Here is a 24,220-nt window from a genome sequence, read left to right as displayed (position 1 = left end):
TCATGGCGTCCCGGTTCGTGGACCGAGCGGTGATCCACCTGACCGCCGGTGACGGGGGGAACGGATGTGCCTCCGTGCACCGCGAGAAGTTCAAGCCCCTCGGTGGCCCGGACGGGGGCAACGGCGGCAACGGCGGTGACGTGACGCTGGTCGTCGACCCGAACGTGCACACGCTGCTCGACTTCCACTTCCGCCCCCACGCCAAAGCGGGCAGCGGCAAGATGGGCATGGGCAGCAACCGCAACGGCGGCGCGGGCGAACCGCTGGAGATGAAGGTGCCGTCCGGCACCGTCGTCTTCACGGAGGACGGCGAGCTCGTGGCCGACCTCGTGTCGCCCGGCACCACGTTCATCGCGGCCCAGGGCGGCCGCGGCGGGCTCGGCAACGCGGCGCTCGCGTCGAAGGCCCGCAAGGCCCCCGGGTTCGCGCTGCTGGGCGAGCCCGGCGAGTCGCGCAACCTGGTGCTGGAGCTGCGTTCGGTCGCCGACGTCGGCCTGCTCGGCTTCCCGAGCGCGGGCAAGTCGTCGCTGATCTCCGTGCTCTCGGCTGCGAAGCCGAAGATCGCCGACTACCCGTTCACCACGCTCGTGCCGAACCTCGGCGTGATCACCGCCGGCTCCACCGTGTTCACGATGGCCGACGTGCCGGGCCTGATCCCGGGCGCGTCGGAGGGCAAGGGCCTGGGCCTGGACTTCCTGCGCCACATCGAGCGCTGCGCCGTGCTGGTGCACGTGGTCGACTGCGCGACGCTGGAGCCGGGCCGGGACCCGGTGTCCGATGTGGACGCTCTCGAAGAGGAGCTCGCCAAGTACACCCCGGGCCTGGGCGGCAAGCTCGACGAGCGCCCGCGCGTGGTGGTGCTCAACAAGATCGACGTGCCGGAAGCCGCCGAGCTGGCGGAGTTCGTGCGGCCCGAGTTCGAGGCGCGCGGCCTGCAGGTGTTCGAGATCTCGACGGCCTCGCGCAAGGGCCTGCGGGAGCTCACCTTCGCCCTGGCGAAGGTCGTGGAGGAATACCGCGAGGCGCAGCCGGTGCTGGAGCAGCAGCGCATCGTGCTGCACCCGCTGGCCGTCGACGACAGTGGCTTCACCGTCTCTGCCGACCCGGAGGAAGAGGGCGCGTTCATCGTCCGCGGTGCCCGGCCCGAGCGCTGGATCCGGCAGACGAACTTCGCCAACGACGAGGCCGTCGGCTACCTCGCCGACCGGCTCAACCGTCTCGGCGTCGAGGACGCGCTCGCGAAGAAGGGTGCGAAGCCGGGCAGCCCGGTCACGATCGGCGACGTGCAGTTCGAGTGGGAGCCGTCGTCGCCCAGCGTCGCGGTGCACCTGTCCGGACGCGGCACCGACGTACGGCTGGAGAAGAGCGACCGCATCGGCGCGGCGGAGCGCAAGGAAGCCCGCCGGATCCGTCGTGACGGGACCGGGGAGGACGAGTCGTTCTCCCCCGAGGAGTCCGACTCGGCCTCCGCCGACCATGCGGAGGACCCCGACGACGATCTGGAGGAACTGGACCGGTGAGCGGCACGCGCGTCGAGATCGCCGAAGCCCGCAGGCTCGTCGTCAAGGTCGGTTCGTCCGCGCTGACGACCGCCGGCAACGGCCTGGACGTCGAGCGGCTCGACGCGTTGGTCGACGCCATCGCGGCGCGCGCGGCCCGCGACTGCCAGATCGTGCTCGTGTCCTCGGGTGCCATCGGCGCCGGCCTCGCGCCGCTGTCGCTGGGCAAGCGCCCGCGTGACCTCGCCACGAAGCAGGCGGCGGCGAGCGTCGGGCAGCTCGCGCTGGCCCACGCGTACGCGGAATCGTTCGGCCGGTACTCGCTCACCGTCGGCCAGGTCCTGCTGACGTCCGACGACGTGGTGCGCCGCGCGCACTACCGCAACGCGCAGCGCACGTTCTCACGGCTGCTCGCCCTCGGCGCCGTGCCCGTGGTGAACGAGAACGACACCGTGGCCACGCAGGAAATCCGCTTCGGCGACAACGACCGCCTCGCCGCCCTCGTCGCCCACCTCATCGGCGCCGACGCGCTGATCCTGCTGTCCGATGTGGACGGCCTCTACGACGGCGATCCCCGCGACGGCGCCACGCGCAAGATCGCCGAGGTGCTGAGCGAGTCCGATGTGGAGGGCATCTCCGTCGGCATGTCCTCCTCGGGCCTCGGCACCGGAGGCATGGTCTCGAAGCTCGCGGCCGCCCGCACCGCCGCGGGCGCCGGCATTCCCGTGCTGCTCGCCGCCGCCGTCGACGCCGCGGGCGCCCTCGGTGCGGCCGACGTCGGCACGGTCTTCGCGCCCGCCGACACCCGCCTGTCCGCGCGCCGCTTCTGGCTCGGCTACGCCGCCGACTCGTCCGGCCGCCTCCGTCTTGACGACGGCGCCGTGGCCGCGATCCTGCGCCGCCGCTCGCTGCTGGCGGCCGGCATCATCGGCGTGCTCGGCAAGTTCGAGGCGGGTGACGTTGTGGACCTCGTTGATGCCAAGGACGTTCCCGTCGCTCGCGGTGTGGTCGCCTTCGATGCGGGCGAGCTGCCGGATCTGATCGGCCGGTCGAGCCACGAGGTCCCCGTGGAGCACCGCCGTGAGGTCGTCCACGCGGACGATCTCGTGCCGCTGCGCCGTTAGGCCCCACCTCGACCTTGGTGGCACACCGGGTCCGAAGTGGACAGCGGTCAGCCGTTCGTCTTGGCCAGCCCCGCGGGCGTGTCGCGATCTCCCGCCACGGCGGTGTGCGGCACGGCGGCTTCGAGCCGGGCGAGGTCGGCTTCGCTGAGCGAGACATCCGCGGCGGCCGCGTTCTCCTCCAGGTACTTCCGCCGTTTGGTGCCCGGGATCGGCACGACGTCGTGGCTCATCACCCAGGCCAGGGCGACCTGGCCCGGGGTCACGCCCTTCTCCTCGGCGAGCGCGCGAACCCGGTCCACCAGCACGAGGTTGGCCGAGATGTTCTCCGGCGAGAACCGCGGGAGCCCGCGCCGCGCGTCGTCGGGGGCGAGGTCGTCGACGCTGCGGATCGTGCCGGACAGGAAGCCGCGGCCGAGCGGCGAGAAGGCGACCAACCCGATGCCCAGCTCGTCGACGACGGCCTTCACACCGTTGGTCAGGGCCTCCTGGCTGAACAGGGAGAACTCCGACTGCAGCGCGGTGATCGGGTGCACCGCGTGGGCGCGGCGGATCGTGGCCGGCGCCGCCTCGGACAACCCGAGGTAGCGCACCTTGCCCTCCTGCACGAGGGTGGCCATGCCGCCGACGGTGTCCTCGATCGGCGTCGCCGGGTCGACCCGGTGCAGGTACAGCAGGTCGATCCGGTCGGTCCCGAGGTGGCGAAGGGACCGTTCGACGGCCTTGCGGGCGTACTCCGCGCTTCCGTTCGGACCGTGGAAGGTGCCGTCGTCGTCGATTTCGGTGGCGAACTTGGTCGCGAGCACGAGCTCGTCGCGCCGGTGCCCGAGCGCGCGGTGGATCAGCTTCTCGTTCTCGAACGGGCCGTAGGCCTCCGCGGTGTCGATCAGCGTGATCCCGAGGTCGGCCGCGTGGCGGAGAGTGGCGATCGACTCTTCGTCGTCACGGTTCCCGTAGAACGCGCTCATCCCCATCGCGCCGAACCCCTCGGCCGAGACTTCCAGGCCTTGGCCGCCGAGTTTCCTCATCCGCATGTTCTTCGCCCCTTTGTGCTCATTGTCCTCAATGTACTGATGGTTGTCCCGCTCGCCGCTCACCCGATCAGGTGGCGCGCAGCCGCTCGAGGATCACCGCCATCTCCTGCGGCAGGTCGCCGGGGCGCCGGGAGGTGACGATCTGCCCGTCGGCCACGACCGGCTCGTCGACGTAGGTGCCGCCGGCGTCGGCGATGTTGCTCTCGACATGGTGGAAGCCCGTCATGGCGCGGCCGGTCGCGAGGCCCCCCTTGGCGAGGACCCGCGGGCCGTGGCACACCGAACCGATCGGCTTGTCGCGCTCCGCGAACGTGCGCACGAACTCCACCGCTGCGGCGTTCGCCACGAGCTCCTCGGGCGCGAGTCCGCCGGGCACGTATAGCGCGTCGTACGCCTGCGGGTCGGCGTTGGCGAGGGGGAGCGTGTCCTGCAGGGTGGTGTCGCGGTAGCCCGTGAGCAGGCTTGCCGGTGCCCGACCACGGCGACCTCGCGGCCGACCTGCGCGAGTTCCTGCGCGACACGTTCGCGCTCGGCGGCAAGCAGACCGTCGCCGACACGCTGCGCGCGCTGATGGCGCAGGCGCAGGTGGACCCCGCGTTCGGCGACCGCTTCCGTGAAGATTTCCTGCTGCGCCGGCGCGAGGTGCTGGGTCGGATCGTCGACCGCGCGGCCGGGCGCGGCGAGCTTCCCGCCGGCGTCTCCCGCGAAACCCTGATCGACGTCGTGTTCGGCACCCTCTGGTACCGCCTGCTCGCCACCCGCACGCCGGTCGGCCCGGAGCTCGCCGACGAGCTGGTGGCGCTGGTCGTCAGGGCTTGAGCGCGCGCACGATGCGGGCCAGCTGCTCCGCGTAGCCTTCGGCGAACTCGGCCGAGCCCGGATCCTGGCCGGTGAGCGCGCGGGCGACGCGCGGGAACGCGAGCGACGCGCTGGCCGCGGCCATCAGCACGAGCATCAGCGCCGCCGGGTCGACGTCGGCCGGGAAGTCGCCGGCTTCCTGACGCGCGCGGACGTAGCCGAGCTGGCGCTGGAGGAACTCGCGCTGGGCTTCGACACCGATGGCGTCCGGCTCGCCGTCGGTGAGGTTCTCCCAGAGGAACAGGCGGCCGAGGTCGGCGTCGGCGAGACCCGAGCGCACGAACTCGGCGGCGACGTCCGCCAGCTCGCGATCCGGCGCGGCGATCGTGGTGAAGCTGTCGAAGACCGGGCGGTTCAGCTCGGTGTACAGGCCTTCCTTGCCGCCGAAGTAGTACGAGATCAGCTGCTTGTTCACGCCCGCCCGCTTGGCGATCTCGCCCACGCGCGCCGCCGCGTAGCCCAAGCTGGCGAACTCCACCTTGGCCGCCTCGAGAATGCGCGCCTTCGTGCGCTCGGGGTCGCGCTGACGTTCGCGCGGCGCACGGCGGGGGCTGTTCTCGGGCACGGGATCAGCCTAGTCGATGACTCAATCATCTTTGCGGTTGACTTAATCATCCGTCCGGATAATTATGGAACAGTCCGAGAGGGGAAGACCATGAACTTTGCGAGTTGCCGTCGTCGGCGGCGGGACGGGTGGCCTGTGCCTGGCCCACGGCCTCGTCCGGGCCGGCGTCGAAGTGGCGGTGTATGAGCGCAGCCGCACGCGGACCGAGCGGCTGCAGGGTTATCGCGTGCACATCGATCCGCACGGGGCGGCCGCGTTGCACGAGTGCCTGCCGTCCGACGCGTGGCAGAGATTCCTTGCGACGACGGGGGAAAGTGCCCACGAGTTCGCGTTCGTCACAGAGCAGTTGCGCGAGCTGGCCGTGATGCGCGAACCGGACGCGGCGGATCCGGCGAACGCCCACCACTCCGTGAGCCGGATTTCGCTGCACCAGGTGCTGTCCACGGGTCTCGACGGAATCCTGTGGCACGACAAGGAGTTCGTGCGGTACGAGCCTGGGCCGAAGGGGGTGACGCTGCACTTCGCGGACGGCACCACAGCGGACGCCGATCTCGTCATCGGCGCGGACGGTGCGAACTCCCGGGTGCGTGCGCAGCTCCTGCCGCACGCGCGGCGGGTGGACACCGGGATCGTCGTTATCGCCGGCAAGTACCCGGTCAGCGGTGACTTCGGGCGCTTCACGGCCGGGCCAAACTACGTGCTGCCACCGCCAGGGGCCGGGATGTTCACCACGCCGCACTTGTTCCCGCAGGTGGCGGTGAACGACGAGACGGCGGCCGTCGACCCGGTACTGTTCGAGAACACCGGGAGCTACGTGATGTGGGGCTACGGCGCGCGGGCACGGCGGTTCCCCTCTGGACTGTCCGAACTGGACGGTGGTGGGCTGCGCGAGACCGTCCTGGAACTGACTCGGGGCTGGCATCCCGATCTCGTCTGCCTCGTCGAGGAGTCACCCGACGGTTCGGTGAGCCGCCTGCCGATCCTCACGTCGATTCCCGTCAAGCCGTGGGAGCCCGGCCCGGTGTCGCTGCTCGGCGACGCGGTGCACAGCATGACGCCGTTCCGCGGGATCGGGGCCAACACGGCGTTGCGCGACGCGCAGTTGTTGTGCCGCAAGCTTTCCGCGGGTGGTGACGTGCGCGTGGCCGTAGGGGAGTACGAGCGCGAGATGCGGAAGTACGGGTTCAAGGCGGTGCGCACGTCGGCGCGCAGTGCCGAGCAGTTCGTGTCGGAGAGCCGGCTCGGACGGGTGGCGACGCGGGGGATGTTCCGGGCGATGGGGGCGGTCGCGAAGCTGCGGGGTTGAGGCTCGGTGCCGCAACCCCGCAGCCGGTCAGAGCCGGCGCGGCGCTTCGATGCCGAGCAGTTCGAGGCCGAGCACGAGCGTGCGCGACGTGAGCGTGGCCAGCTGCACCCGCGAGGCCCGCAGTTCCGGCGTCTCGGCGGTGAGAACCGGGCACTGCTCGTAGAAGCGGGAGAACGTCACGGCCGTCTCGTAGAGGTACGTACACAGCTTGTGCGGCGCGTACGCGCTGGTCGCCGAGCGGAGGGCCTCGCCGAATCGCAGCAGCGTGAGGGCGAGGGCGCGTTCGGCCGGCTCGGCCAGGGTGACGGGCGCGCCAGTGCTCTGGTCCCCCGCCTTCGCGAGGATCGACTCGATCCGCGCGTGCGCGTACTGCAGGTAGACCGACGTGTTGCCGTCCTTGGCCAGCATCCGATCCCAGTCGAACACGTAGTCGCGCTCACGGTCGCCGGAGAGGTCGGCGTACTTCACCGCGCCGATGCCGACGGCGCGCGCCACCTCGCGCTGTTCGGCCTCGCTGAGCTCACTGCGTTCGGCGACGACGTCGGCGGCCTGCGCGACGGCCTCGCCGAGCAGGTCGGCGAGCTTGATCGTCTCGCCGGCGCGTGTGCGCATCACTTTGCCGTCGGCGCCGAGCACGGAGCCGAAGCCGATGTGCTCGGCGTGCACTCCGTCGAGCCAGCCCGCGGCGCGGCAGACGGCGAAGAGCATCGCGAAGTGCTGGGCCTGCGGCGTGCCGACGACGTAGAGCAGGTCGGTGGCGCCACGTTCGGTGGTCCAGTACTTCGCGGTGGCGAGGTCGGTGGCCGCGTAGCCGTAGCCACCGTCGCGCTTGCGCACGATCAGCGGCAGCCGGTCGCCTTCGCGGTTGTGGAAGCCTTCGGGGAACACGCAGACGGCGCCGTCGCTGAGCTCGGTGAGCCCGTCGGCCTCCAGCTCGTCGACGACCTTGGCGAGGTATGGGTTGTAGAAGCTCTCACCATAGATGTCTTCGTCGGTGAGGGTGATGCCGAGCAGGTGGTAGACCTCGTTGAAGTGACGGGTGGACTCGTCGACGAGCCCCTGCCACGTGGCGAGCGTCTCGGTGTCGCCGCTCTGCAGCTTCACGACGCGCTCGCGCGAGCGGGTGGCGAACGCTTCGTCGGAGTCGAACTTCCGGCGCGCGGCTTGGTAGAACTCGTTGAGGTCGCCGATGCCGCTGGGCCCGGCGGGCGGTTCGTCGAGCAGGTGCTCGATGAGCATGCCGAACGGGGTGCCCCAGTCGCCGAGGTGGTTGTGGGGCAGCACTTCGTGGCCCGCGAAGCGAAGCAGCCGCACGATCGCGTCGCCGATCACCGACGAGCGCAAGTGGCCGACGTGCATTTCCTTGGCGACGTTGGGGCTGCTGTAGTCCAGCGCGATGCGCCGCGGTTCCGTGGCGGGCTCGACGCCGAGCCTCGGGTCGCTGCCGAGCGCGTTGACGCTGCTTTCGAGCCATCCGCGGCGGAGCACGAAGTTGAGGAAGCCGGGTCCGGCGATCTCCGGCGGCTCGGCGAGGTCGGTGATCTCGAGGTGCTCGACGATGGCCGCGGCGACTTCGCGCGGTGGTCGGCCGAGGCGTTTGCCCAGGCTCATCGCGAGGTTGCACTGGTAGTCCACGCCGTCGCGGGTCGAGACGGCGATGAGCGCGTCGGCCGGGGCGATGTCGACGTCGAGCGCGCGGTGGAGGGCGTCCACCACGCGTCGGGCGAGTTCCTCACTAACCTCGGGCTTGCGCACGGTGTCCCTCCTTCTTCGCGTAGTCGATTCGCCGCAGCGTAGCGACTCGGCCGAAGCGGGCTCGAAGGGATTACCGCAGTTCGCTGCCCTTCGTCTCGGGCAGGCGCAGCACCACGAGGAACGCGATGGCCGCGGCGACCGCGACGTACCAGAAGAACGCCGTGGCCGCGCCGGCCGCGGACAGCGCGCTGAGCACCAGCGGCGCGGTCCCGCCGAACAGCGCGACGGTGAGGTTGTACCAAGCCCCGATGCCCAGTCCGCGCAGCTCGGTGGGGAAGAGCTCGCTCATGATCGCGGGCGCGAGCGACGTCATCGCCGTGTAGAGGCCCAGCCCCACGCAGAACACCACGAGCAGCCCGCCGAGCCCGGGCCGCACGAGGAACGACAGCGGCACGATCACCAGCGCCGTCGCGCCCGACCACACGAGCAGCTGCGGCCGGCGCCCGGCGCGGTCGGCGAGAGCGCCCATCGGGTACTGCAGCGCCACGAACAGCGCGGTGGCGATCGAGAGCGCGAGGAACACGTCGACGTCGCTCGCCCCGCGCGTCTTCACGGCGAAGGAGGTGAGGGCGCTGAAGAATGTGTAGTAGCAAAGCGTGGACAGCATCGTGAAGCCCACGAGCTGCCCGACGGCCTTGGGGTGGTGCGTCAGCGTGGTCAGCAACGGCCGCTCGACGCGCCGCGCTTGCTCCTTCTTCTGTTCGAACAGCTCGGTTTCCGCGAGGCTGCGCCGCAACCACAGCCCGACGAGCCCCAGCACCCCGCCCAGCAGGAACGGGATCCGCCAGCCGAACGACGCGAGCTGCGCCTTGTCCATCGTCCGCGCCAGCACGAACCCCAGCACGGTCGCGATCAGCACCGCCGACCCGGTGGAGATGTAGAAGAACGACGAGTACCGCCCGCGCCTCTTCGCCGGTGCGATCTCCCCGAGGTACGCCGACGCGTTCGACACCTCGCCACCCAGCGAAATCCCCTGCGCCACCCTTGCGAGCAGCAACAGCACCGGCGCGAGCCAGCCCGCCTGCGCAAACGTCGGCAGCACCCCGATCGCCACCGAACCGCCCGCCATGAGCGCGATGGTCAGGATCATCGCCGGCTTGCGCCCGTGCACGTCGGCGAACCGCCCGAGCAGCACCCCGCCCAGCGGCCGGAAGAAGAACGCGAGCGCGTAGGTGGCGAACGTGTTGATCAACGCCAGCGCTTCATTGCCGGAGGGGAAGAACGCGCCCGCGAAGTAGATGCTGAACGTCGCGTAGATCGTCCAGTCGAACCACTCCAGCGCATTCCCGGCACTGGCGGCGAACAACTTCCGCACCGGCAACCGGTGCCTCGTCGCGACCTCCGCCGTCGATCCGGCCATGGCGACCTCCACGTCCCGCTCGGGTGGAAGGGCACTGTGCCAGAAATGACCGGAGATCGGTAGTTCTTCACCGAGCTGAAGCGGTTCTGGTTGGACGTCTTCGCTGGTCTGGACCCGTGGTCGCGACCGTGCTCCCCGAGCCAGGAGGGTGCCGGCCAAACCGAAGGGCAACCCCGCCTTCGCGCCCACCGCCAGACCACCGCGGCTGCCGGCAGCGGTGGTGCCCGAGCGATTGCCGGCCGCGGGGTGGTCGCCCCGTGAAGTGCCGTCCGCGGTTGCGGGCGGGTAGTGACTCCGCGTGTCATCGCCGCCGTGCAGCTTGTCGGGTCGTGCGCGGGGTCAGGAGGTGCTGGCCAATGCGAAGGGCAACACCGCCTTCGCGCCCGCCGTGAGACCTACTGGGGCTGCGGGGCAGCGGTGGTGGTCGCCCCGTGAAGTGCGGACCGCGGTTGCGGGCGGGTAGCGGCTCGGCGTGTCACCGCTGCCGCGCAGCTTTGTCGGGTCGTGCGCGGGGTCAGGAGGTGCTGGCCAAACCGAAGGGCAACACCGCCTTCGCGCCCGCCTTGCGGAGAAGGCGGGAAGCCAGGGTCATGGTCCAGCCGGTGTCGATGACGTCGTCCACGAGGAGGATGGGGCCGGGGGTCTCCGCGATGCGGCCGGCGACGTCGGCGGGCAGGGAGAGGCGCTGCCAGAGGTCGGCGAGGCGCTGGGCGCTGTTGGCCTGCCGCGGGGGTGGGCCGGCGGAGTCCAGCGTGCCGAGGTGCTCCAGGCGGCCGATGGTCGCGAGCCGCTCCGCCAGGTTCGCCACCAAGACCGGTCGGGTCGCCGACGGCACGGCCACGACGGCCGTCGGGCGCTCCGCCCACGGCCACGCCGCCAGGACCTTCACGCAGGCCTGGAACACCGACTCCGGAACCACGTCGTCCACCGCGCCCGGCCCCACGAGCTCGCGCAGCCGCGAACCCCAGCCGACGTCGGTGAGGCGGCCCAGCACCTGGCCCGGCTCGGCCTGCTCGGTGGCGGCGATGCGGCCCGACAACGGCACGTCGAGCCCCTTCATCCCGCTGGGCCACTGCTTGCGCGGCGCCACCTCGACGCCCGGCCGGTCCAGCCGTTCGCGCGTGGCGCCCACGACCTCCTCCGACACCGCGGTGTCCCAGTGCTGCCCGGTGCAGTTGTCGCAGCGGCCGCACGGCGCCGCGTCCGGGTCGTCGAGCTGGCGGCGCAGGTACTCCATGCGGCAGCCGGTGGTGGCGATGTAGCCGAGCATCGCCGACTGCTCGGCCTCGCGCGCTTTCGCGACCCGGGCGTAGCGGTCGCGGTCGTACTGCCATTCCTGGCCCGTGCTCTCCCAGCCGCCGCGCACGCGCCGGACCGCGCCGTCGACGTCGAGCACCTTCAGCACCATCTCCAGCCGCGAGCGCGACAGCTCCACGGTCGGCTCCAGCGCGGCAGTCGACAGTGGACGGTCGGCGTACGCGAGCGAGTTCAGCACCTGCGACACCCGCAGCTCGTCGGGGAATGCCAGCGAGCCGAAGTACGCCCAGATCGCCTTGTCCTCGCGGCCCGGCAGCAGTACGACCTCCGCGCGTTCCACACCACGGCCCGCGCGCCCGACCTGCTGGTAGTAGGCGATCGGCGACGACGGCGCACCCAGGTGCACCACGAACCCGAGGTCCGGCTTGTCGAAGCCCATCCCGAGCGCCGATGTGGCCACGAGCGCCTTGACCCGGTTGGCCAGCAGGTCGTCTTCCGCGGCCTGGCGGTCGGCTGGGTCGGTCTTGCCCGTGTACGCCGCCACCGGGTAGCCGCGCTCGCCGAGCAGCGCCGCGACGTCGTGGGCCGCCGCGACCGTGAGCGTGTAGATGATGCCGGACCCGGGCAGCTCGGCCAGGTGCTCGGCGAGCCACGCCATGCGCGCCTGGTCGGTCGGCAGTTCGGCCACGGCCAGCCGCAGGCTCTCGCGGTCGAGCGGACCGCGCAGCACGAGCGTGTCGCCGCCGGTGCCGATGCCCAGCTGGTCGGCGACGTCGGTGGCCACGCGGTCGTTTGCCGTCGCCGTCGTGGCCAGCACCGGCACGCCGTCGGGCAGGTCGCCCAGCAGCGTGCGCAGCCGGCGGTAGTCGGGCCGGAAGTCGTGGCCCCAGTCCGAGATGCAGTGCGCCTCGTCGACCACGAGCAGCCCGGCGCTCGCGGTGAGCTTCGGCAGCACGGCGTCGCGGAAATCGGGGTTGTTGAGCCGTTCGGGGCTCACCAGGAGCACGTCGACGTCGCCGGCGACGACCGACGCCTGCACCTGGTCCCACTCCTGCGCGTTGGCCGAGTTGATCGTGGCCGCGTGAATCCCGGCGCGCGCGGCCGCCGAGATCTGGTTGCGCATGAGCGCGAGCAGGGGCGAGACGATGACGGTCGGACCGGCGCCTTGCTCGCGGAGCAGGGCCGTGGCCAGGAAGTACACGGCCGACTTGCCCCACCCGGTGCGCTGCACGACGAGCGCGCGCCGGTGGTGGGCGACGAGGGCCTCGATCGCCGTCCACTGGTCTTCGCGCAGGGTCGCGGTTTCGCCGGCGAGCGACCGCAGCAGGGCCTCGGCACGCTCGCGAAGGGCTTCGGTGGTGTCCACGTCCCCGGTCTACCCCATGCGGCCGACAGAACGGGAGCCGGACGGGGCGCGAACGGACCACTCACGACCGAATACGCACAGTTATGTGATTCAAGTCACAATCAAGACTCGCGTAAGGCATTCGGCGTTCCCGGCTCTCCTCGGCAACCGGTGCCTCTCGGGGGAGGTGACCGGTCGCCCGGCGATGCCCCCTTGACCGCCGGAGCGTGGCGCGCGGGCCCGGCCTCCTCCTGGGGAGCGGGAAGGCCGGGTTCGCGCGTTGCCAATCCGGCCGAAAGAAGGCGGGCACCCGACTGGACGCTTCCGCGCCCGGCAACTGTTCCCGCCGTGGCTGTGGCCGGGTTGGTAACGAGCAGCACAGCACGCACATCGCAGCCCGGATGGGCAGGTCTCGCGCGCCCGCGCGTATTAGGCTCACCGGCTATGTCACCACGCCGGATCGGGGTCATGGGCGGCACGTTCGACCCCGTGCACCACGGTCACCTCGTCGCGGCCAGCGAGGTCCAGTCGCGCTTCGCGCTGGACGAGGTCATCTTCGTCCCGACCGGGCAGCCGTGGCAGAAGTCAGAGCGCGTCGTGACCCGCGCCGAGGACCGCTACCTGATGACAGTGATCGCCACCGCGTCCAACCCGGTGTTCTCCGTGAGCCGCGTCGACATCGACCGCGGCGGACAGACCTACACCGTCGACACGTTGCGGGACCTGCACGAGGAGTACCCGAACGACCAGCTGTTCTTCATCACCGGCGCCGACGCGCTGGAGCAGATCCTCACCTGGCACAAGGCCGACGAGCTGTTCGACTTCGCGCACTTCATCGGCGTCACGCGCCCCGGCTACCGCCTCAACTCCCACCACCTGCCGAGCGGCAAGGTCAGCCTCGTCGAGGTCACGGCGATGGCGATCTCGTCCACCGCGTGCCGCGAGCGGGTGGAGCGCGGCGAGCCCGTCTGGTACCTCGTGCCCGACGGCGTGGTCCGCTACATCGCCAAGAAGGACCTGTACCGCAAAGACCGAGGTGAGTGACCGGGTACCCTCGTCCGGGCGTACCCCGAACCCTGAAGGAGCACTGTGGCAGCGACGTCCGAGGCACGAGAGCTGGCCGTCGCGGCCGCGCACGCGGCAGCCGACAAGCTGGCCAGCGACGTGGTCGTGCTGGACGTGTCCGACCAGCTCGTGATCACCGACGCTTTCGTGATCGCGTCCGCGGCCAATGAGCGGCAGGTCGGTGCGATCGTCGACAACGTCGAGGAGAAGCTGCGCATCGGCGGGCACAAGCCGGTCCGCCGCGAAGGTGCCCGCGAGGGCCGCTGGGTGCTGCTGGACTACGTCGATGTCGTCGTCCACGTGCAGCACCAGGAAGAGCGCTCGTTCTACGGCCTGGAGCGGCTGTGGAAGGACTGCCCGCGCATCGAGGTCGAAGGGCTCGAGCCCGCCGCCGCGGCCGATCGCGACGCCGCCGCGGACAGCGCGGACGGCCTGGACGCGTGAGCCTGAAGCGGCTGCTGCTCTGGCGGCACGGCGAAACGGACTACAACGCCGCCGGCCGCATGCAGGGACACCTCGACTCCGCGCTGACCCCGGTCGGCTGGAACCAGGCGCGCTTCGCCGTTCCCGCGCTCGCGCGGTTCTCGCCCGATCTGGTGATCGCGTCGGACCTGCACCGCGCGACCGACACGGCCACCGTGCTCACCGAAGCGATCGGCGTGCCGCTGCGCATCGACAAGCGGCTGCGCGAGACGCACCTGGGTGAGTGGCAGGGCATGACCGGCCCCGAGGTCGACGCCGCGTACCCCGGTGAGCGCGACAAGTGGCGCACCGACGCCGCGTGGGCGCCGCCGGGCGGAGAGTCCCGAGTGGACGTCGCCGGGCGCGCGGGCGAGGTCGTGAACGACCTGCTGCAGCCGAATTCCGACGCCGGCGAGTCGGTGCTGCTCGCGTCGCACGGTGGTCTGATCGTGGCGCTCACGGCGAAGCTGCTCGGCCTGCCGATCGAGATCTGGCCGTCGCTCGGCGGGATCATGAACTGCCACTGGGTGGAGCTCGGCCGCCGCGACGGCGCCTGGCGGCTGCATGCGTACAACGCGGGGATCACCGGCTGATCGATGGGCCCGCACCTGCTCGTCTTCGGTGATTCGCTGAGCTTCCACGGACCCGTCGGTCCCTGTGCCGCCGACGAACCACGCCTGTGGCCCAACGTCGCGGCCACCGCGCTCGACGGGCGCGCCGACGTGGTCGCCGGCATCGGCTGGACCGCGCGCGACGTGTGGTGGTCCCTCACCGGTGACCCCCGGGTATGGGCCGATCTGCACCACGTGGACGCTGTCGTGCTGGCGATCGGCAGCATGGACACGCTCCCGTCGCCGCTGCCGACGTACCTCCGCACCGGCTTGCGTTACCTCCGTCCCGACGGCGTGCGCCGCGTCGTGCGCGGCGCGTATCTGGCCGCGCAGCCGCGGTTGTCCGTCGTGTTGCAGGGCCGGCCGACGGTGCTGCCCGCGAAGCTGACCGTGCACTACCTCGACCTCGCTGTGGAGGCGTTGCGCGTGTTGCGGCCCGAGCTGCCGATCTTCGGGATGCTGCCGTCGGTGCACCGCGCCGACGCGTACGGCCGCGTCCACACCGCCCGGCCCGCCGCGGCCGCCGCGATGGCCGCGTGGGGCGTACGCCTGGACGTGCCGCTGCTCGATCTCCCCGCCGTCGTGGGTGATCACGTGCTCGGCGGCGAGGGCAACCCCGACGGCATGCACTGGGGCTGGCCGGGCCACGAAGCAGTCGGCACGGCCATGGCGAAGCTGATGACACCGGCTTTGCGCCCCGGCCACGTAGGCTGACGGCGTGTCGGTCGCCGTGGTCACGGACTCCACCGCCCATCTGCCGGAGGGCTTCGCCGACCGGCACTCGGTGCGCGTGGTGCCCCTGCACGTCCTCGTCGACGGCGCCGTCTCCTACGACGGCACCGAGATGGGCCCCGCCGCGCTCGCGGAAGCGCTGGGGGAGCGCAAAATCGTCACCACGTCACGGCCCACGCCCGCCGAGTTCGCGACCGTCTTCCGGGCCGCGCTCGACGACGGCGCCGAGTCCGTGGTGTCGGTGCACCTGTCCAAAGAGCTCTCCGGCACGTGGGAAGCCGCCGTGCTCGCCGCCCAGGAGGTCGGTCCGGACCTCGTGCGCGTGGTCGACTCGCGCACCACGGCCATGGGGCTCGGGTTCGCCGCGCTGCACGCCGCGGTGGCCGCCACCGCGGGCAAATCGGCGGTCGACGTCGAGGCGGCCGCGGTCGACGCCGCCGGGCGCTCGTCCACGCTCTTCGTGGTCGAGACGCTCGATCACCTGCGCCGTGGTGGCCGCATCGGGCCGGCCACGGCGCTGCTGGGCACGGCGCTCGCGGTGAAGCCGGTGTTGCACATGTCCGAAGGGCGCATCCTTCCGCTGGAAAAGGTCCGGACCATGAACCGGGCCATGGCGCGGCTGGTCGAGCTCGCGGTGAAGGCGGCCGGCGAAGGCCCGGTCGAGCTCGCCGTTCACCACCTCGCCTCGCCGGAACGAGCCGTCGAGCTGGCCAACCGCCTGGAGGAAGCCGTACCCGGCTGCGCCGGCGGCTGCGTGGTGTCGGAGCTGGGCGCCGTGATCGGCGCGCACACCGGACCGGGTGTGCTCGGGGTGGTCGTGCAGCGCGAGAGGTGATCCTCCTTGGCCGGTAAGGGTTTCAGCCCTTGCCGGTGGTGAAGCCCGCGAGGAACAGCTCCAGCCACCGCGCCCGCACGGCCGGCTCGACGTCCGTCGGCGCCGTGAGGATGAGCAGGTAGAAGTCGTCGGCGGTCACGTCCTCACGCAGCCTGCCGTCGCGCTGGGCGGCCTTGATCATCCGCGTCGTGGCCGCACGGCTGCGGCTCTCCTGTTCGGGCGTGAGGTACTCCGCCCCGACGTTCTGCGCCGCGGCCTTCACCGCCTGGTCCTCGGCCGCCGCCTCGACGATGTGGCTGACCAGCGCCGAGATCTCGCTCATCGCGTCGGCCCCGCCGGCCACCCGTTCCGCCGCCGCCTCGATGGCCTCGGTGATCAGTTGGCTGTGCTCGCCGATCACCGCCGTGACGAGGTCGGTTTTCGTCGGGAAGTGCCGGTACAACGTGCCCACGGCGACCCCCGCGGCCTCGGCGATCGTGTCCATCGGGACGTCGGGGCCGAGCCGGGTGATCTGCTCCCGCGCCGCGTCGAGGATCTTCGTGCGGTTTCGCACCGCGTCGGCGCGCAGCGGGCGGGACGGCTCCATCGGCTCTCCGTGGTCAGCTCGCGAGGGCCCTCATGATCAGGGTGTCGAAAGCGCGGTCGGGCAGGACGCGGCGCAGGAAAATCAAGGGCTTCGCGCCGAAACCCGCAGCGTAACGTGTGCGCGGGCGCCGAGTGGTCGCAGCCTTGGCGACGGTTTTCGCGATGACGGACGGCCGAGACATCATCCGCGCGTTGATGCCCGAGTTCATGCCCTTCGCCAGCTTCCCGGCCAGGTCCGAATACGCGCCCTCGCCGGAGACCTCCGTCATGTGGTCCACGGCGATGGTGCCCCACTCCGTCGCGATCCCTCCGGGCTCGACCACGACCACGTCGATCCCGAACCGCCGCACCTCCATCCGCAGCGAGTCGGAGAACCCCTCCAAGGCGAACTTCGTGCCGTGGTACCAGGCGCCCAGCGGGGTGTAGATCTTGCCGCCCATCGAGGAGATGTTCACGATCCGGCCCGAGCGTTGTGCTCGCATCACCGGCAGCACGAGTTGGATCAGCCGCGCGGCCCCGAACACGTTCACCTCGAACTGGTAGCGCGCCTCCGACAAGGGCACGTCTTCGACCGCGCCATATGAGCCGTAGCCGGCGTTGTTCACCAGCAGATCGATCCGCCCGGACTCGGCGACGATCGCCGCCACGGCCTTCCCCACGGACTCCTCGTCCGTCACGTCCAGCGCGATCGTCCGCACCCCGCGTTCGGCGAGGTCCGCCATCCGCTCCACCCTTCGCGCGGCGCCATAGACCGTGTAGCCACGCTCCAGCAGCTCTCGCGCGGTGGACTCTCCGATACCCGACGACGCGCCCGTGACCAGGGCGACCTTGGGAGCCATGACCGTCACCTCCTGAATGTGAACCAGGACTCAGGTTTATCATGAGTCATCGTTCACTTTCAACTGCGCGGATTTCACCAGGGTTGTTTTCGGCCGTGTCACCGTCGACGGCGGCGAACGAGTGGTGCTCGTGCGTCACCACCCAGCGGCCCTGGTCCTTCCGCAGGCCGATGGTCAGCCGAAGGTGATGGCCCGGTGGATCGGCGGGGGTGCCGCAGCGCAGGAGCGCCCAGGCGAACGCGACGTCGTCGCTCGCGGTCACGACGAGCTCCAGGACGGTGAACGTCGCGCCTTCCGCTTGCCACACGAAGAACGGTGGCCAGGTCTCGCGGTACGCGTCGATCCCGCGGACACCTTCGTGGGGCGGCGGGACGTCGAACATCACGATGCTGTCGGAGTGGTCGGCGAGGACGCCGTCGAGATTTCCCGTGTGGACGGCAGTGGCCCAGTTTTCGATCAGGGCGCGGATCTCGGCTTCGTTCGTCATGGTGGGTCCTTCCCGCGGAGCGCCGTCGAGGGCGGCGATGGGCGTCAGCATCGCACCGCCGGCCGACCGGAACCGGCGTTCAACGATCGCGGAGGCCGAGTTGTCCACAAGGGGGCAGTTATCCACAGGTCGGCGGATTCGGCCTGGTGGTCGGAGTCGATCAACGCCTAGCGTCGCACGTGTGTTCGAGCAGACCGCCCGTGATCCGGGCACTCCCGTGAACGCCAGGCTCGCCTGGCTGGCCGACCAGCTGGCGGCGGGCCCACGCACCGTCGGGCCTGGCGGCCGGCTGGTCCGGCGCTGGCTGCCCGGCGGCGCCGACCCGGCCCACCCGGGTCTGCCCGGCGTACTGAAAAGTCCCCGGGCCCTCGTCGTACTGGGGCTGGTGGTCGTGGCTGTGCTGATCGCCGCGGGCTTCGCGGTGTTCAGCGGCTCGCCCGAGATGGAGGTGGCGCCGTCGCTGCCGAGCGCGAAGGCGCACCCTTCCGTCGCGTCCTCGGCGCCCTCGGCGTCCGCGAAGCTGGTGATCAGCGTGATCGGCCACGTCCGCGCGCCCGGCCTCGTCACGGTTCCAGCCGGCTCGCGTGTGGCCGACGCGGTGCGGGCCGCCGGTGGCACGGACCCCGGCACCGATCTCTCTAGCCTGAACCTCGCGCGCAAACTCACCGATGGCGAGCAGCTCGCCGTCGGCATCACGGTCGCGTCCTCGGCCCCGGCCGGTGCCGGCGCGGCTCCGGGCAAGCTCGACCTCAACTCGGCCACCCCCGAACAACTCGACACCCTGCCCGGCGTCGGCGAGGTCACCGCCGGCCGCATCATCGACTGGCGCACGCAGCACGGCCGCTTCTCCAGCGTCGAACAACTTCGCGACGTCGAAGGCATCGGCGAAAGCAAGTTCGAGAAGTTGCGCGAGCAGGTGACGGTCGGATGATGCTCGTCCAGCCGGAAGGCGCGCCGTCGTGGCGCGATCACGATCTGCGGCTCGTCCCAGCAGCGCTGGCGGCGTGGGGCGGCACCCTGGCGGGACTGCGGCTCGGGTGGTGGGCGGCCGAGGTTTTCGGCGTGATGGCAGCGGTTTTGTCGGCCGTGTTGCTCGCGAGGCGGCGTGGGCGGTGGCTCGGAGCCGCCGGCGCGCTGCTGGTCCTGGGGCTCGTCGTGGCGCTGCCGACGGCGTGGCGCATCCGGGGAGCGGAGCAGGACGCGCTCGGCCAAGCCGCAGCGCACGGGGTGACCGCCACGCTCCGCGTCGAGGTCACCGAGCGGCCGCGGCCGATCCACAGCGCGGGCTACGCCGATCAGCAGGCGGGTACGCGATCGGTCGCCATCGACGCCCGGGTGGAATCGGCCACTGTGGACGGCCGGGCGGTGGGGTCCACCGGCCGGGTCCTGCTGCTCGCGCCGGTGGCGGGGTGGGGCGATCTGTTGCCGGGCCAGGAGGTCACGGCGTCGGGGCGCCTGGCGCCGGCACGCGGGGGTGAACTGACGGCGGCGGTCGTCTACCTGCAGGGCGCTCCGGTCGGGGTCACGCGGGCGCCGTGGTGGCAGCGGGCGGCCGCGGCGTTGCGGGCGGGGCTGCACGAGTTGTGCGCGGTGTTGCCGGAGGAGCCGGCGGGGTTGCTGCCCGGACTGGTGTTGGGCGACACGAGTGCGTTGCCCGAGCAGGTCGAGCAGGAGTTCACGGAGTCGGGGCTCACGCACTTGATGGCTGTGAGCGGCGGGAACGTGGCGATCATCTGTGGCGCGGTGTTGCTGTTGTGCCGGTTGCTCCGCATCGGGCCCCGGGTGTCGGCTGTCGCGGCCGGATTGTGTCTGGGCGGCTTCCTGATTCTCGTCGGTCCGGCGCCGAGTGTGTTGCGGGCCGGGGTGATGGGCGGGGTGGCGCTGCTGGCGCTGGCGTTGGGCCGTCGTGGATCCGCGTTGCCGGCGCTGGGGTTCTCGGTGTGCGTGCTCGTCGCGTGGGATCCGGTGATGGCGGCGGACTTCGGGTTCGCGTTGTCGGTGTTCGCGACAGCGGGCCTGGTGCTGCTGGCGCCGCGATGGGCGGATTCGTTGATACGCCGGGGGATTCCGCCGGGGTACGCCGAGGGGATCGCGGTGCCGCTGGCGGCGTTCGTGGTCACCGCGCCGGTGATCGCGGGCATGGCGGGCACGGTGAGTCTCGTCTCGGTGGTGACCAACGTGCTGGCGGCGCCCGTCGTCGCGCCGGTCACGGTGCTCGGGGTGCTGGCCACGGTGGTCGGGCCGTGGTGGCCCGGGGCCGGGCACGTGCTGGTGCACCTGGCCGATCCGGAGGCTCGCTGGCTGATCACGGTCGCGCGGCACGGGGCCCGTGCGCCGGGTGCGGTGCTCACGTGGCCGGGTGGCTGGTGGGGTGGGGTGTGCGCGGCCGGGGTGCTGGTCATGGTGGTGGTCGCGTTCCGGTTCCGGCGCGCGCGGCTGCTGGTGGCGATGGGGCTGGTGGCGGTGCTGCTGATCGTGGTGCCGCCGCGGGTGCTCTCGCCCGGCTGGCCGCCGAAGGGCTGGGCGATGGTCGAGTGCGACGTCGGCCAGGGCGACGCCGTGGTGCTGGCCACGGCAGAGCCCGGGCGCGCGGTGGTCGTGGACACCGGGCCCGAGCCGGGGCCGGTGGACGAGTGCCTGCGGCGGCTCGGCGTGGAGCGGATCCCGCTACTGGTGCTCAGCCACCTGCACGCCGACCACATCGGCGGGCTGTCGTCGGTGTTCGACGGCCGGGCCGTGGGGGCGATCGCCGTCGGGCCCGGGCGGGCGCCGGCGTGGGCGTGGCAGCAGGTGTCGCAGGAGGCGGCGACGCACCACGTTCCGCTGCTGGAGCTCAGCGATGGGCAGCGGCTCGACTGGCCGGGGCTGTCGCTGGACGTGCTCGGGCCGCGCTACGTCACGGCACGGGCGGCCGCCCTGCAGGACGGCACGATGATCAACAACAGTTCCGTGGTGCTCCGCGCGACCACGGCGGCGGGGAGGGTGCTGCTGACCGGAGACGTGGAACTGGCCGCGCAGGCCGACTTGCTGGCCGAGGGGGTGGATCTGCACGCCGACGTGCTGAAGGTTCCCCACCACGGCTCGCGCTACTCGTTGCCTCAGTTCCTCGAGGCCGTGGGCGCGCGGGCGGCGATGATCAGCGTGGGCGCGGGCAACAGCTACGGGCACCCGGCGAAGTCCACAGTGGACGTGCTGGGCACGTTGGGTGTGCTCGTGACGCGGACCGATGTGGACGGCGACACGGCCGTGCTGCCCGGTGACGGCGGACCTGCGGTGGCGCGCCGGGGTGAGCCGCGCGGACCGCCCCGGTAGGGGAGCGGCCCGCGGGCCCGGCGGTCAGAGGCCGAGGGCCTTGCTCACGGCTTCGGCCGACGGCGGCACGGTGGCCTTGGGGCCGATGCGGCCTTCGACGGCGTCGAGCGTCTTGAGGCCGTCGCCGGTGATGAGCAGCACGGTCTCGGCGTCGGGGTCGATCTTGCCGGCCTCGATGAGCTTCTTGGCGGTCGCGACGGTGACGCCGCCCGCGGTCTCGGTGAAGATGCCCTCGGTGCGCGCGAGCAGCCGGATGCCCTCGACGACCTCCTCGTCGCTCACGTCCTCGATCGCGCCGCCGGTGCGGTTGACGACGTCGAGCACGTAGGGGCCGTCGGCGGGGTTGCCGATCGCGAGCGAGCGGGCGATGGTGTCGGGCTTCACGGGCTGGACCACGTCGTGGCCGGCGCGGAACGCGGCCGAGACGGGGGAGCAGCCGGTGGCCTGCGCGCCGAAGACCTTGTAGGGGCTGGCTTCCACGAGGCCGAGCTGGCCGAGCTCGCGGAAACCCTTGTCCACCTTGGTCAGCTGCGAACCCGACGCGATCGGTACCACGATCTGCTCCGGCAGGCGCCAGCCGAGCTGCTCGGCGACCTCGTAGCCGAGCGTCTTGGAGCCTTCGGAGTAGTAGGGGCGCACGTTGACGTTGACGAACGCCCACGTCGGGTGCTCGCCGGCCAGTTCGGTGGCGAGGCGGTTGACGTCGTCGTAGTTGCCGTCGACGGCGATCAGGTCACCGTCGTAGACGGCGGTGGTGAGGATCTTGGCGCGTTCGAGCGACTTCGGGATCAGCACGACCGACCGCCAGCCGGCGCGGGCCGCGGCGGCGGCCGTCGCGTTGGCCAGGTTGCCGGTCGAGGGACACGCGAGGACCTCGAAGCCGAACTCGCGGGCCGCGGCCAGCGCGACGGCGACCACACGGTCCTTGAAGGAGTGCGTGGGGTTGCCGGTGTCGTCCTTGACCCACAGGGACTTCAGGCCCAGCGCCTTGGCGAGGCGGTCGGCCTTCACCAGGCGCGTGGCGCCGGGTTCGGTGTTCGGGATCTCCTCGACGGTCGAGGGGACGGGAAGGAGCTTCTTGTAGCGCCAGATGTTCTTGGGGCCGGCCTCGATGTCTTCGCGGCGCACGCGGCCGAAGTCGTAGGCGACCTCGAGTGGCGAGAAGTCCTCGGCGGAGACGAACTCCGGGGCGAGCGGCTGCCGGTGGCCCTCTTCCTTCGAAACCAGTTCGACTGCCGGACCGAGGTCCAGGGTCTTCTTGGTGGAGGTCGTGCCGAGGGTAACGGTCATCGCGAGGTTCCTTTCCTCATCTGCCCCGCAAAAGCGGGCCGGAATTGGCACCGTGGTCGTCAGCTATCCCGCAAATTCGGGAAGACAGGCTGTACGCCGGTTGCCGGGGCTTCGTCGGGCCGTTCCCTCTGCCCCTCTGGATGAGCGGTGTTCAGTTGTCGGCGCGCCGCTGTGAATCTGGTGGAGTGTGAATCTGGTGGAGCTGGGCGCTGCCTCGGGTACACCGTACGACATGGCGATCACCTCGTGCCACGGTGGCGGCGCAGATCACCGCGGCGGGCGCGTGGCCGAGCGGGTGAGAGGATGGCGGGGTGACCACCGCACCCGCGCCGCTCCACCTCGTCCTCGGTGAGGAAGAACTGCTCATCGAGCGGGCTGTCCGCTCGTCGCTGGATGCCGCGCGGGCCGTGGACTCGACGGCCGAGATGACGCGCAACCGGGTGTCCGAACTCACACCGCCCGTGCTCGCCGAGCTGGTGAGTCCCTCGCTGTTCAGCGAGGGACGGGTCATCGTGCTCGACTCGGCGCAGGACATCTCGCAGGAGCTGGCGGACGCGGTGATGGCCTACCTCAAGGCGCCCGCCGACGGGATCGTGCTCGTGGTCGTGCACAACGGCGGCGGCCGCAGCAAGGCGGCCAAGGCGCTGCCCGCGGCGCTGAAAAAGGCGGGCGCGGAGATCACCGAGTGCCCGAAGCTGACGAAGCCCGCCGATCGGGAGTCGTTCGTGCGCAACGAGGTGCGCCGCGTCGGCGGCAAGATCGATGCGGCGGGGGTGATGGCGCTGATGGACACCGTCGGCTCCGACCTGCGCGAGCTGTCCTCCGCGGCGACGCAGCTCGTCGCCGACACCGGTGGCGTGGTCGACGAGCAGGCCGTGCGCCGCTACCACACCGGCCGCGCCGACGTGACCGGCTTCGCCGTGGCGGAGAAGGCCGTGGGCGGCGACCGCGCGGCGGCCCTGGAGTCGCTGCGCTGGGCCATGCAGCTGGGCGTGCCGCACGTCCTGGTCGCCGACGCCCTCGCGGACGCGGTGCGCACGATCGCCCGCGTGTCCGCCGCGGGCCGCGGCAACCCGAACCAGATGGCCGGCGAGCTGGGCATGCCGCCGTGGAAGATCCGCAAGGCGCAGGGCCAGTCACGCGGCTGGGGCCAGGACGGCCTCGCCACCGCGATGCGCGTGGTCGCCCGCCTGAACGCCGAGGTCAAGGGCGTGGCGGCCGACGCCGACTACGCCCTGGAACGCGCGGTCGTCGAGGTCGTCGCCGCCAAGGGTGAACGCTGACGCTGCTCGGCGGGCAGGGCTCGGGCCACCGGCACAGGGCCTGAGGCACAGCAGCCGCGAGATGGCCGGGCGGGACCGCTGGTCGGGTGTGCAGACTTCGCAACAGCCACCGCCGGCCGATCGACCGTGGCCGGGTTTTCTCAACGCAAAGGCACGCTGCTCACGGGGAGCGGGAGAGCGGGAGAGCGCACGAAAAAGCCCGGCGACCAGTCGGTCACCGGGCCCTTTCAGGACTGGCAGGGTGCTGCGATCAGCTCAGAGCTGGTTCGCGCGCTTCGCGAGAGCCGACTTCTTGTTGGCGGCCTGGTTGGCGTGGATGACGCCCTTGGTGACAGCCTTGTCGAGCTTGCGGGCGGCGTCGCGCTGGAGTTCGAGGGCCTTGGTCTTGTCGCCGGAGTCGGCGGCCTCACGGAACTTGCGGATCGCGGTCTTCACCGAGGAGCGGATCGCCAGGTTGCGCTGACGGGCCTTCTCGTTGGTGGTGATGCGCTTGATCTGGGACTTGATGTTGGCCATGAAGGCGTCCTGCTTTCGTCTCGGTGAAGGTCGCTGCCGCGTCGAAGTGGCTCCGGGCGCCTGGCGTGAAGACAGACGCGGCCGGGTTTCCTCCCTGACGGAA

Annotated in this window: 23 protein-coding genes and 1 riboswitch; of the genes, 12 read left to right on the top strand and 11 right to left on the bottom strand. The window is 71.3% G+C overall.

All coding sequences use genetic code 11. The features are described from left to right. Positions 1 to 2 precede the first annotated feature (2 nt). Positions 3 to 1,520, top strand: coding sequence for a GTPase ObgE (gene obgE / locus AB0M56_RS09930; RefSeq protein ID WP_364173058.1), 1,518 nt, complete (start codon positions 3 to 5; stop codon positions 1,518 to 1,520). Further along, positions 1,517 to 2,623, top strand: a complete 1,107-nt coding sequence (proB, locus tag AB0M56_RS09925) for a glutamate 5-kinase (RefSeq protein WP_364173055.1) — start codon at positions 1,517 to 1,519, stop codon at positions 2,621 to 2,623. The genes obgE and proB overlap by 4 nt, the downstream gene beginning before the upstream one ends. Before the next feature lie 47 nt (positions 2,624 to 2,670). Here the strand turns inward: proB and AB0M56_RS09920 are convergent, their stop codons facing one another. Both AB0M56_RS09920 and AB0M56_RS09915 read right to left on the bottom strand, forming a co-directional pair. Then, a complete protein-coding gene (locus tag AB0M56_RS09920; RefSeq protein WP_364173052.1) occupies positions 2,671 to 3,654 on the bottom strand; it encodes an aldo/keto reductase in 984 nt (327 codons plus the stop codon). Positions 3,655 to 3,721: 67 nt separating this feature from the next. Next, a complete protein-coding gene (locus AB0M56_RS09915; RefSeq protein ID WP_364173499.1) occupies positions 3,722 to 4,114 on the bottom strand; it encodes a DJ-1/PfpI family protein in 393 nt (130 codons plus the stop codon). An 8-nt stretch (positions 4,115 to 4,122) separates the two neighbouring features. On the opposite strand from AB0M56_RS09915, the gene AB0M56_RS09910 reads away from it, so the two are divergent. Then, on the top strand, positions 4,123 to 4,473 hold the full coding sequence (locus AB0M56_RS09910; protein ID WP_364173049.1) for a TetR-like C-terminal domain-containing protein: 351 nt from the start codon (positions 4,123 to 4,125) through the stop codon (positions 4,471 to 4,473). Here AB0M56_RS09910 and AB0M56_RS09905 read toward each other — a convergent pair. Further along, positions 4,463 to 5,077: a TetR family transcriptional regulator gene (locus AB0M56_RS09905; protein WP_364173046.1), complete on the bottom strand. Its 615-nt coding sequence runs from the start codon at positions 5,075 to 5,077 to the stop codon at positions 4,463 to 4,465. The two genes, AB0M56_RS09910 and AB0M56_RS09905, sit on opposite strands and share 11 nt — an antisense overlap. A 97-nt stretch (positions 5,078 to 5,174) precedes the next feature. On the opposite strand from AB0M56_RS09905, the gene AB0M56_RS09900 reads away from it, so the two are divergent. Further along, entirely contained in the window at positions 5,175 to 6,383 is a 1,209-nt protein-coding gene (locus tag AB0M56_RS09900) for an NAD(P)/FAD-dependent oxidoreductase (protein ID WP_364173043.1), read from the top strand. Positions 6,384 to 6,410: 27 nt separating this feature from the next. Here the strand turns inward: AB0M56_RS09900 and argS are convergent, their stop codons facing one another. From argS to AB0M56_RS09885, 3 genes are all read right to left on the bottom strand, one after another. Beyond that, positions 6,411 to 8,138, bottom strand: coding sequence for an arginine--tRNA ligase (gene argS / locus AB0M56_RS09895; protein ID WP_364173041.1), 1,728 nt, complete (start codon positions 8,136 to 8,138; stop codon positions 6,411 to 6,413). 70 nt (positions 8,139 to 8,208) lie between these two features. Next, complete coding sequence (locus AB0M56_RS09890; RefSeq protein WP_364173038.1) at positions 8,209 to 9,498, bottom strand: MFS transporter; 1,290 nt, start codon at positions 9,496 to 9,498, stop codon at positions 8,209 to 8,211. A 514-nt stretch (positions 9,499 to 10,012) separates the two neighbouring features. Next, complete coding sequence (locus AB0M56_RS09885) at positions 10,013 to 12,121, bottom strand: RecQ family ATP-dependent DNA helicase (RefSeq protein ID WP_364173035.1); 2,109 nt, start codon at positions 12,119 to 12,121, stop codon at positions 10,013 to 10,015. A 423-nt stretch (positions 12,122 to 12,544) separates the two neighbouring features. Between AB0M56_RS09885 and nadD the strand changes: the two genes are divergently transcribed. The 5 genes from nadD to AB0M56_RS09860 are packed head-to-tail and all read left to right on the top strand — an operon-like array spanning position 12,545 to position 15,805. Beyond that, complete coding sequence (gene nadD, locus AB0M56_RS09880) at positions 12,545 to 13,144, top strand: nicotinate-nucleotide adenylyltransferase (protein WP_360600458.1); 600 nt, start codon at positions 12,545 to 12,547, stop codon at positions 13,142 to 13,144. Between the two features lie 45 nt (positions 13,145 to 13,189). Further along, on the top strand, positions 13,190 to 13,609 hold the full coding sequence (gene rsfS, locus AB0M56_RS09875) for a ribosome silencing factor (protein ID WP_220242864.1): 420 nt from the start codon (positions 13,190 to 13,192) through the stop codon (positions 13,607 to 13,609). Further along, on the top strand, positions 13,606 to 14,220 hold the full coding sequence (locus tag AB0M56_RS09870) for a histidine phosphatase family protein (RefSeq protein WP_364173031.1): 615 nt from the start codon (positions 13,606 to 13,608) through the stop codon (positions 14,218 to 14,220). Before rsfS ends, AB0M56_RS09870 begins: the two co-directional genes overlap by 4 nt. A 3-nt stretch (positions 14,221 to 14,223) precedes the next feature. After that, complete coding sequence (gene octT, locus AB0M56_RS09865) at positions 14,224 to 14,952, top strand: diglucosylglycerate octanoyltransferase (RefSeq protein WP_364173029.1); 729 nt, start codon at positions 14,224 to 14,226, stop codon at positions 14,950 to 14,952. Between the two features lie 4 nt (positions 14,953 to 14,956). Next, positions 14,957 to 15,805 carry a DegV family protein gene (locus tag AB0M56_RS09860; protein ID WP_364173026.1) on the top strand — a complete coding sequence of 283 codons (849 nt, stop codon included), beginning with the start codon at positions 14,957 to 14,959 and terminating at the stop codon, positions 15,803 to 15,805. 22 nt (positions 15,806 to 15,827) lie between these two features. Here AB0M56_RS09860 and AB0M56_RS09855 read toward each other — a convergent pair whose 3' ends face one another. Genes AB0M56_RS09855 through AB0M56_RS09845 form a run of 3 tightly spaced genes read right to left on the bottom strand, consistent with a single transcriptional unit; the run spans position 15,828 to position 17,716 of the window. After that, a complete protein-coding gene (locus AB0M56_RS09855; protein ID WP_364173024.1) occupies positions 15,828 to 16,391 on the bottom strand; it encodes a helix-turn-helix domain-containing protein in 564 nt (187 codons plus the stop codon). Positions 16,392 to 16,404: 13 nt separating this feature from the next. After that, complete coding sequence (locus AB0M56_RS09850) at positions 16,405 to 17,229, bottom strand: oxidoreductase (protein WP_364173021.1); 825 nt, start codon at positions 17,227 to 17,229, stop codon at positions 16,405 to 16,407. 46 nt (positions 17,230 to 17,275) lie between these two features. Further along, entirely contained in the window at positions 17,276 to 17,716 is a 441-nt protein-coding gene (locus AB0M56_RS09845; protein ID WP_364173018.1) for a nuclear transport factor 2 family protein, read from the bottom strand. 181 nt (positions 17,717 to 17,897) lie between these two features. On the opposite strand from AB0M56_RS09845, the gene AB0M56_RS09840 reads away from it, so the two are divergent. Together AB0M56_RS09840 and AB0M56_RS09835 are read left to right on the top strand one after the other, a co-directional pair. Then, positions 17,898 to 18,647 carry a ComEA family DNA-binding protein gene (locus AB0M56_RS09840; protein WP_364173016.1) on the top strand — a complete coding sequence of 250 codons (750 nt, stop codon included), beginning with the start codon at positions 17,898 to 17,900 and terminating at the stop codon, positions 18,645 to 18,647. Beyond that, positions 18,647 to 21,028 (top strand): ComEC/Rec2 family competence protein, encoded by a 2,382-nt coding sequence (locus AB0M56_RS09835; protein ID WP_364173496.1) that lies wholly within the window; start codon positions 18,647 to 18,649, stop codon positions 21,026 to 21,028. Before AB0M56_RS09840 ends, AB0M56_RS09835 begins: the two co-directional genes overlap by 1 nt. 24 nt (positions 21,029 to 21,052) lie before the next feature. On the opposite strand, the gene thrC is transcribed toward AB0M56_RS09835, so the two are convergent. Continuing rightward, positions 21,053 to 22,318, bottom strand: a complete 1,266-nt coding sequence (gene thrC, locus AB0M56_RS09830; protein WP_364173013.1) for a threonine synthase — start codon at positions 22,316 to 22,318, stop codon at positions 21,053 to 21,055. Between the two features lie 13 nt (positions 22,319 to 22,331). Next, positions 22,332 to 22,465: riboswitch (SAM riboswitch) on the bottom strand. A gap of 164 nt (positions 22,466 to 22,629) precedes the next feature. On the opposite strand from thrC, the gene holA reads away from it, so the two are divergent. Continuing rightward, positions 22,630 to 23,601 carry a DNA polymerase III subunit delta gene (gene holA, locus AB0M56_RS09825; RefSeq protein ID WP_364173010.1) on the top strand — a complete coding sequence of 324 codons (972 nt, stop codon included), beginning with the start codon at positions 22,630 to 22,632 and terminating at the stop codon, positions 23,599 to 23,601. Positions 23,602 to 23,856: 255 nt separating this feature from the next. Here the strand turns inward: holA and rpsT are convergent, their stop codons facing one another. Further along, positions 23,857 to 24,117 carry a 30S ribosomal protein S20 gene (gene rpsT, locus AB0M56_RS09820; protein WP_220242854.1) on the bottom strand — a complete coding sequence of 87 codons (261 nt, stop codon included), beginning with the start codon at positions 24,115 to 24,117 and terminating at the stop codon, positions 23,857 to 23,859. Positions 24,118 to 24,220: the final 103 nt, after the last annotated feature.

This window comes from Amycolatopsis sp. NPDC051372 (genome assembly GCF_040682095.1).
Classification (GTDB): Bacteria; Actinomycetota; Actinomycetes; order Mycobacteriales; family Pseudonocardiaceae; genus Amycolatopsis.
This window is presented reverse-complemented; position numbering and strand designations above follow the sequence as displayed.

What these genes read in the sequence shown, in the direction of transcription:
- obgE (WP_364173058.1), top strand. Translation starts at nt 3, where the DNA reads ATGGCGTCCCGGTTCGTGGACCGAGCGGTGATCCACCTGACCGCCGGT.
- AB0M56_RS09920 (WP_364173052.1), bottom strand. Translation starts at nt 3,654, where the DNA reads ATGCGGATGAGGAAACTCGGCGGCCAAGGCCTGGAAGTCTCGGCCGAG.
- AB0M56_RS09890 (WP_364173038.1), bottom strand. Translation starts at nt 9,498, where the DNA reads ATGGCCGGATCGACGGCGGAGGTCGCGACGAGGCACCGGTTGCCGGTG.
- nadD (WP_360600458.1), top strand. Translation starts at nt 12,545, where the DNA reads ATGTCACCACGCCGGATCGGGGTCATGGGCGGCACGTTCGACCCCGTG.
- octT (WP_364173029.1), top strand. Translation starts at nt 14,224, where the DNA reads ATGGGCCCGCACCTGCTCGTCTTCGGTGATTCGCTGAGCTTCCACGGA.
- AB0M56_RS09855 (WP_364173024.1), bottom strand. Translation starts at nt 16,391, where the DNA reads ATGGAGCCGTCCCGCCCGCTGCGCGCCGACGCGGTGCGAAACCGCACG.
- AB0M56_RS09850 (WP_364173021.1), bottom strand. Translation starts at nt 17,229, where the DNA reads ATGGCTCCCAAGGTCGCCCTGGTCACGGGCGCGTCGTCGGGTATCGGA.
- AB0M56_RS09845 (WP_364173018.1), bottom strand. Translation starts at nt 17,716, where the DNA reads ATGACGAACGAAGCCGAGATCCGCGCCCTGATCGAAAACTGGGCCACT.
- AB0M56_RS09835 (WP_364173496.1), top strand. Translation starts at nt 18,647, where the DNA reads ATGCTCGTCCAGCCGGAAGGCGCGCCGTCGTGGCGCGATCACGATCTG.
- thrC (WP_364173013.1), bottom strand. Translation starts at nt 22,318, where the DNA reads ATGACCGTTACCCTCGGCACGACCTCCACCAAGAAGACCCTGGACCTC.
- rpsT (WP_220242854.1), bottom strand. Translation starts at nt 24,117, where the DNA reads ATGGCCAACATCAAGTCCCAGATCAAGCGCATCACCACCAACGAGAAG.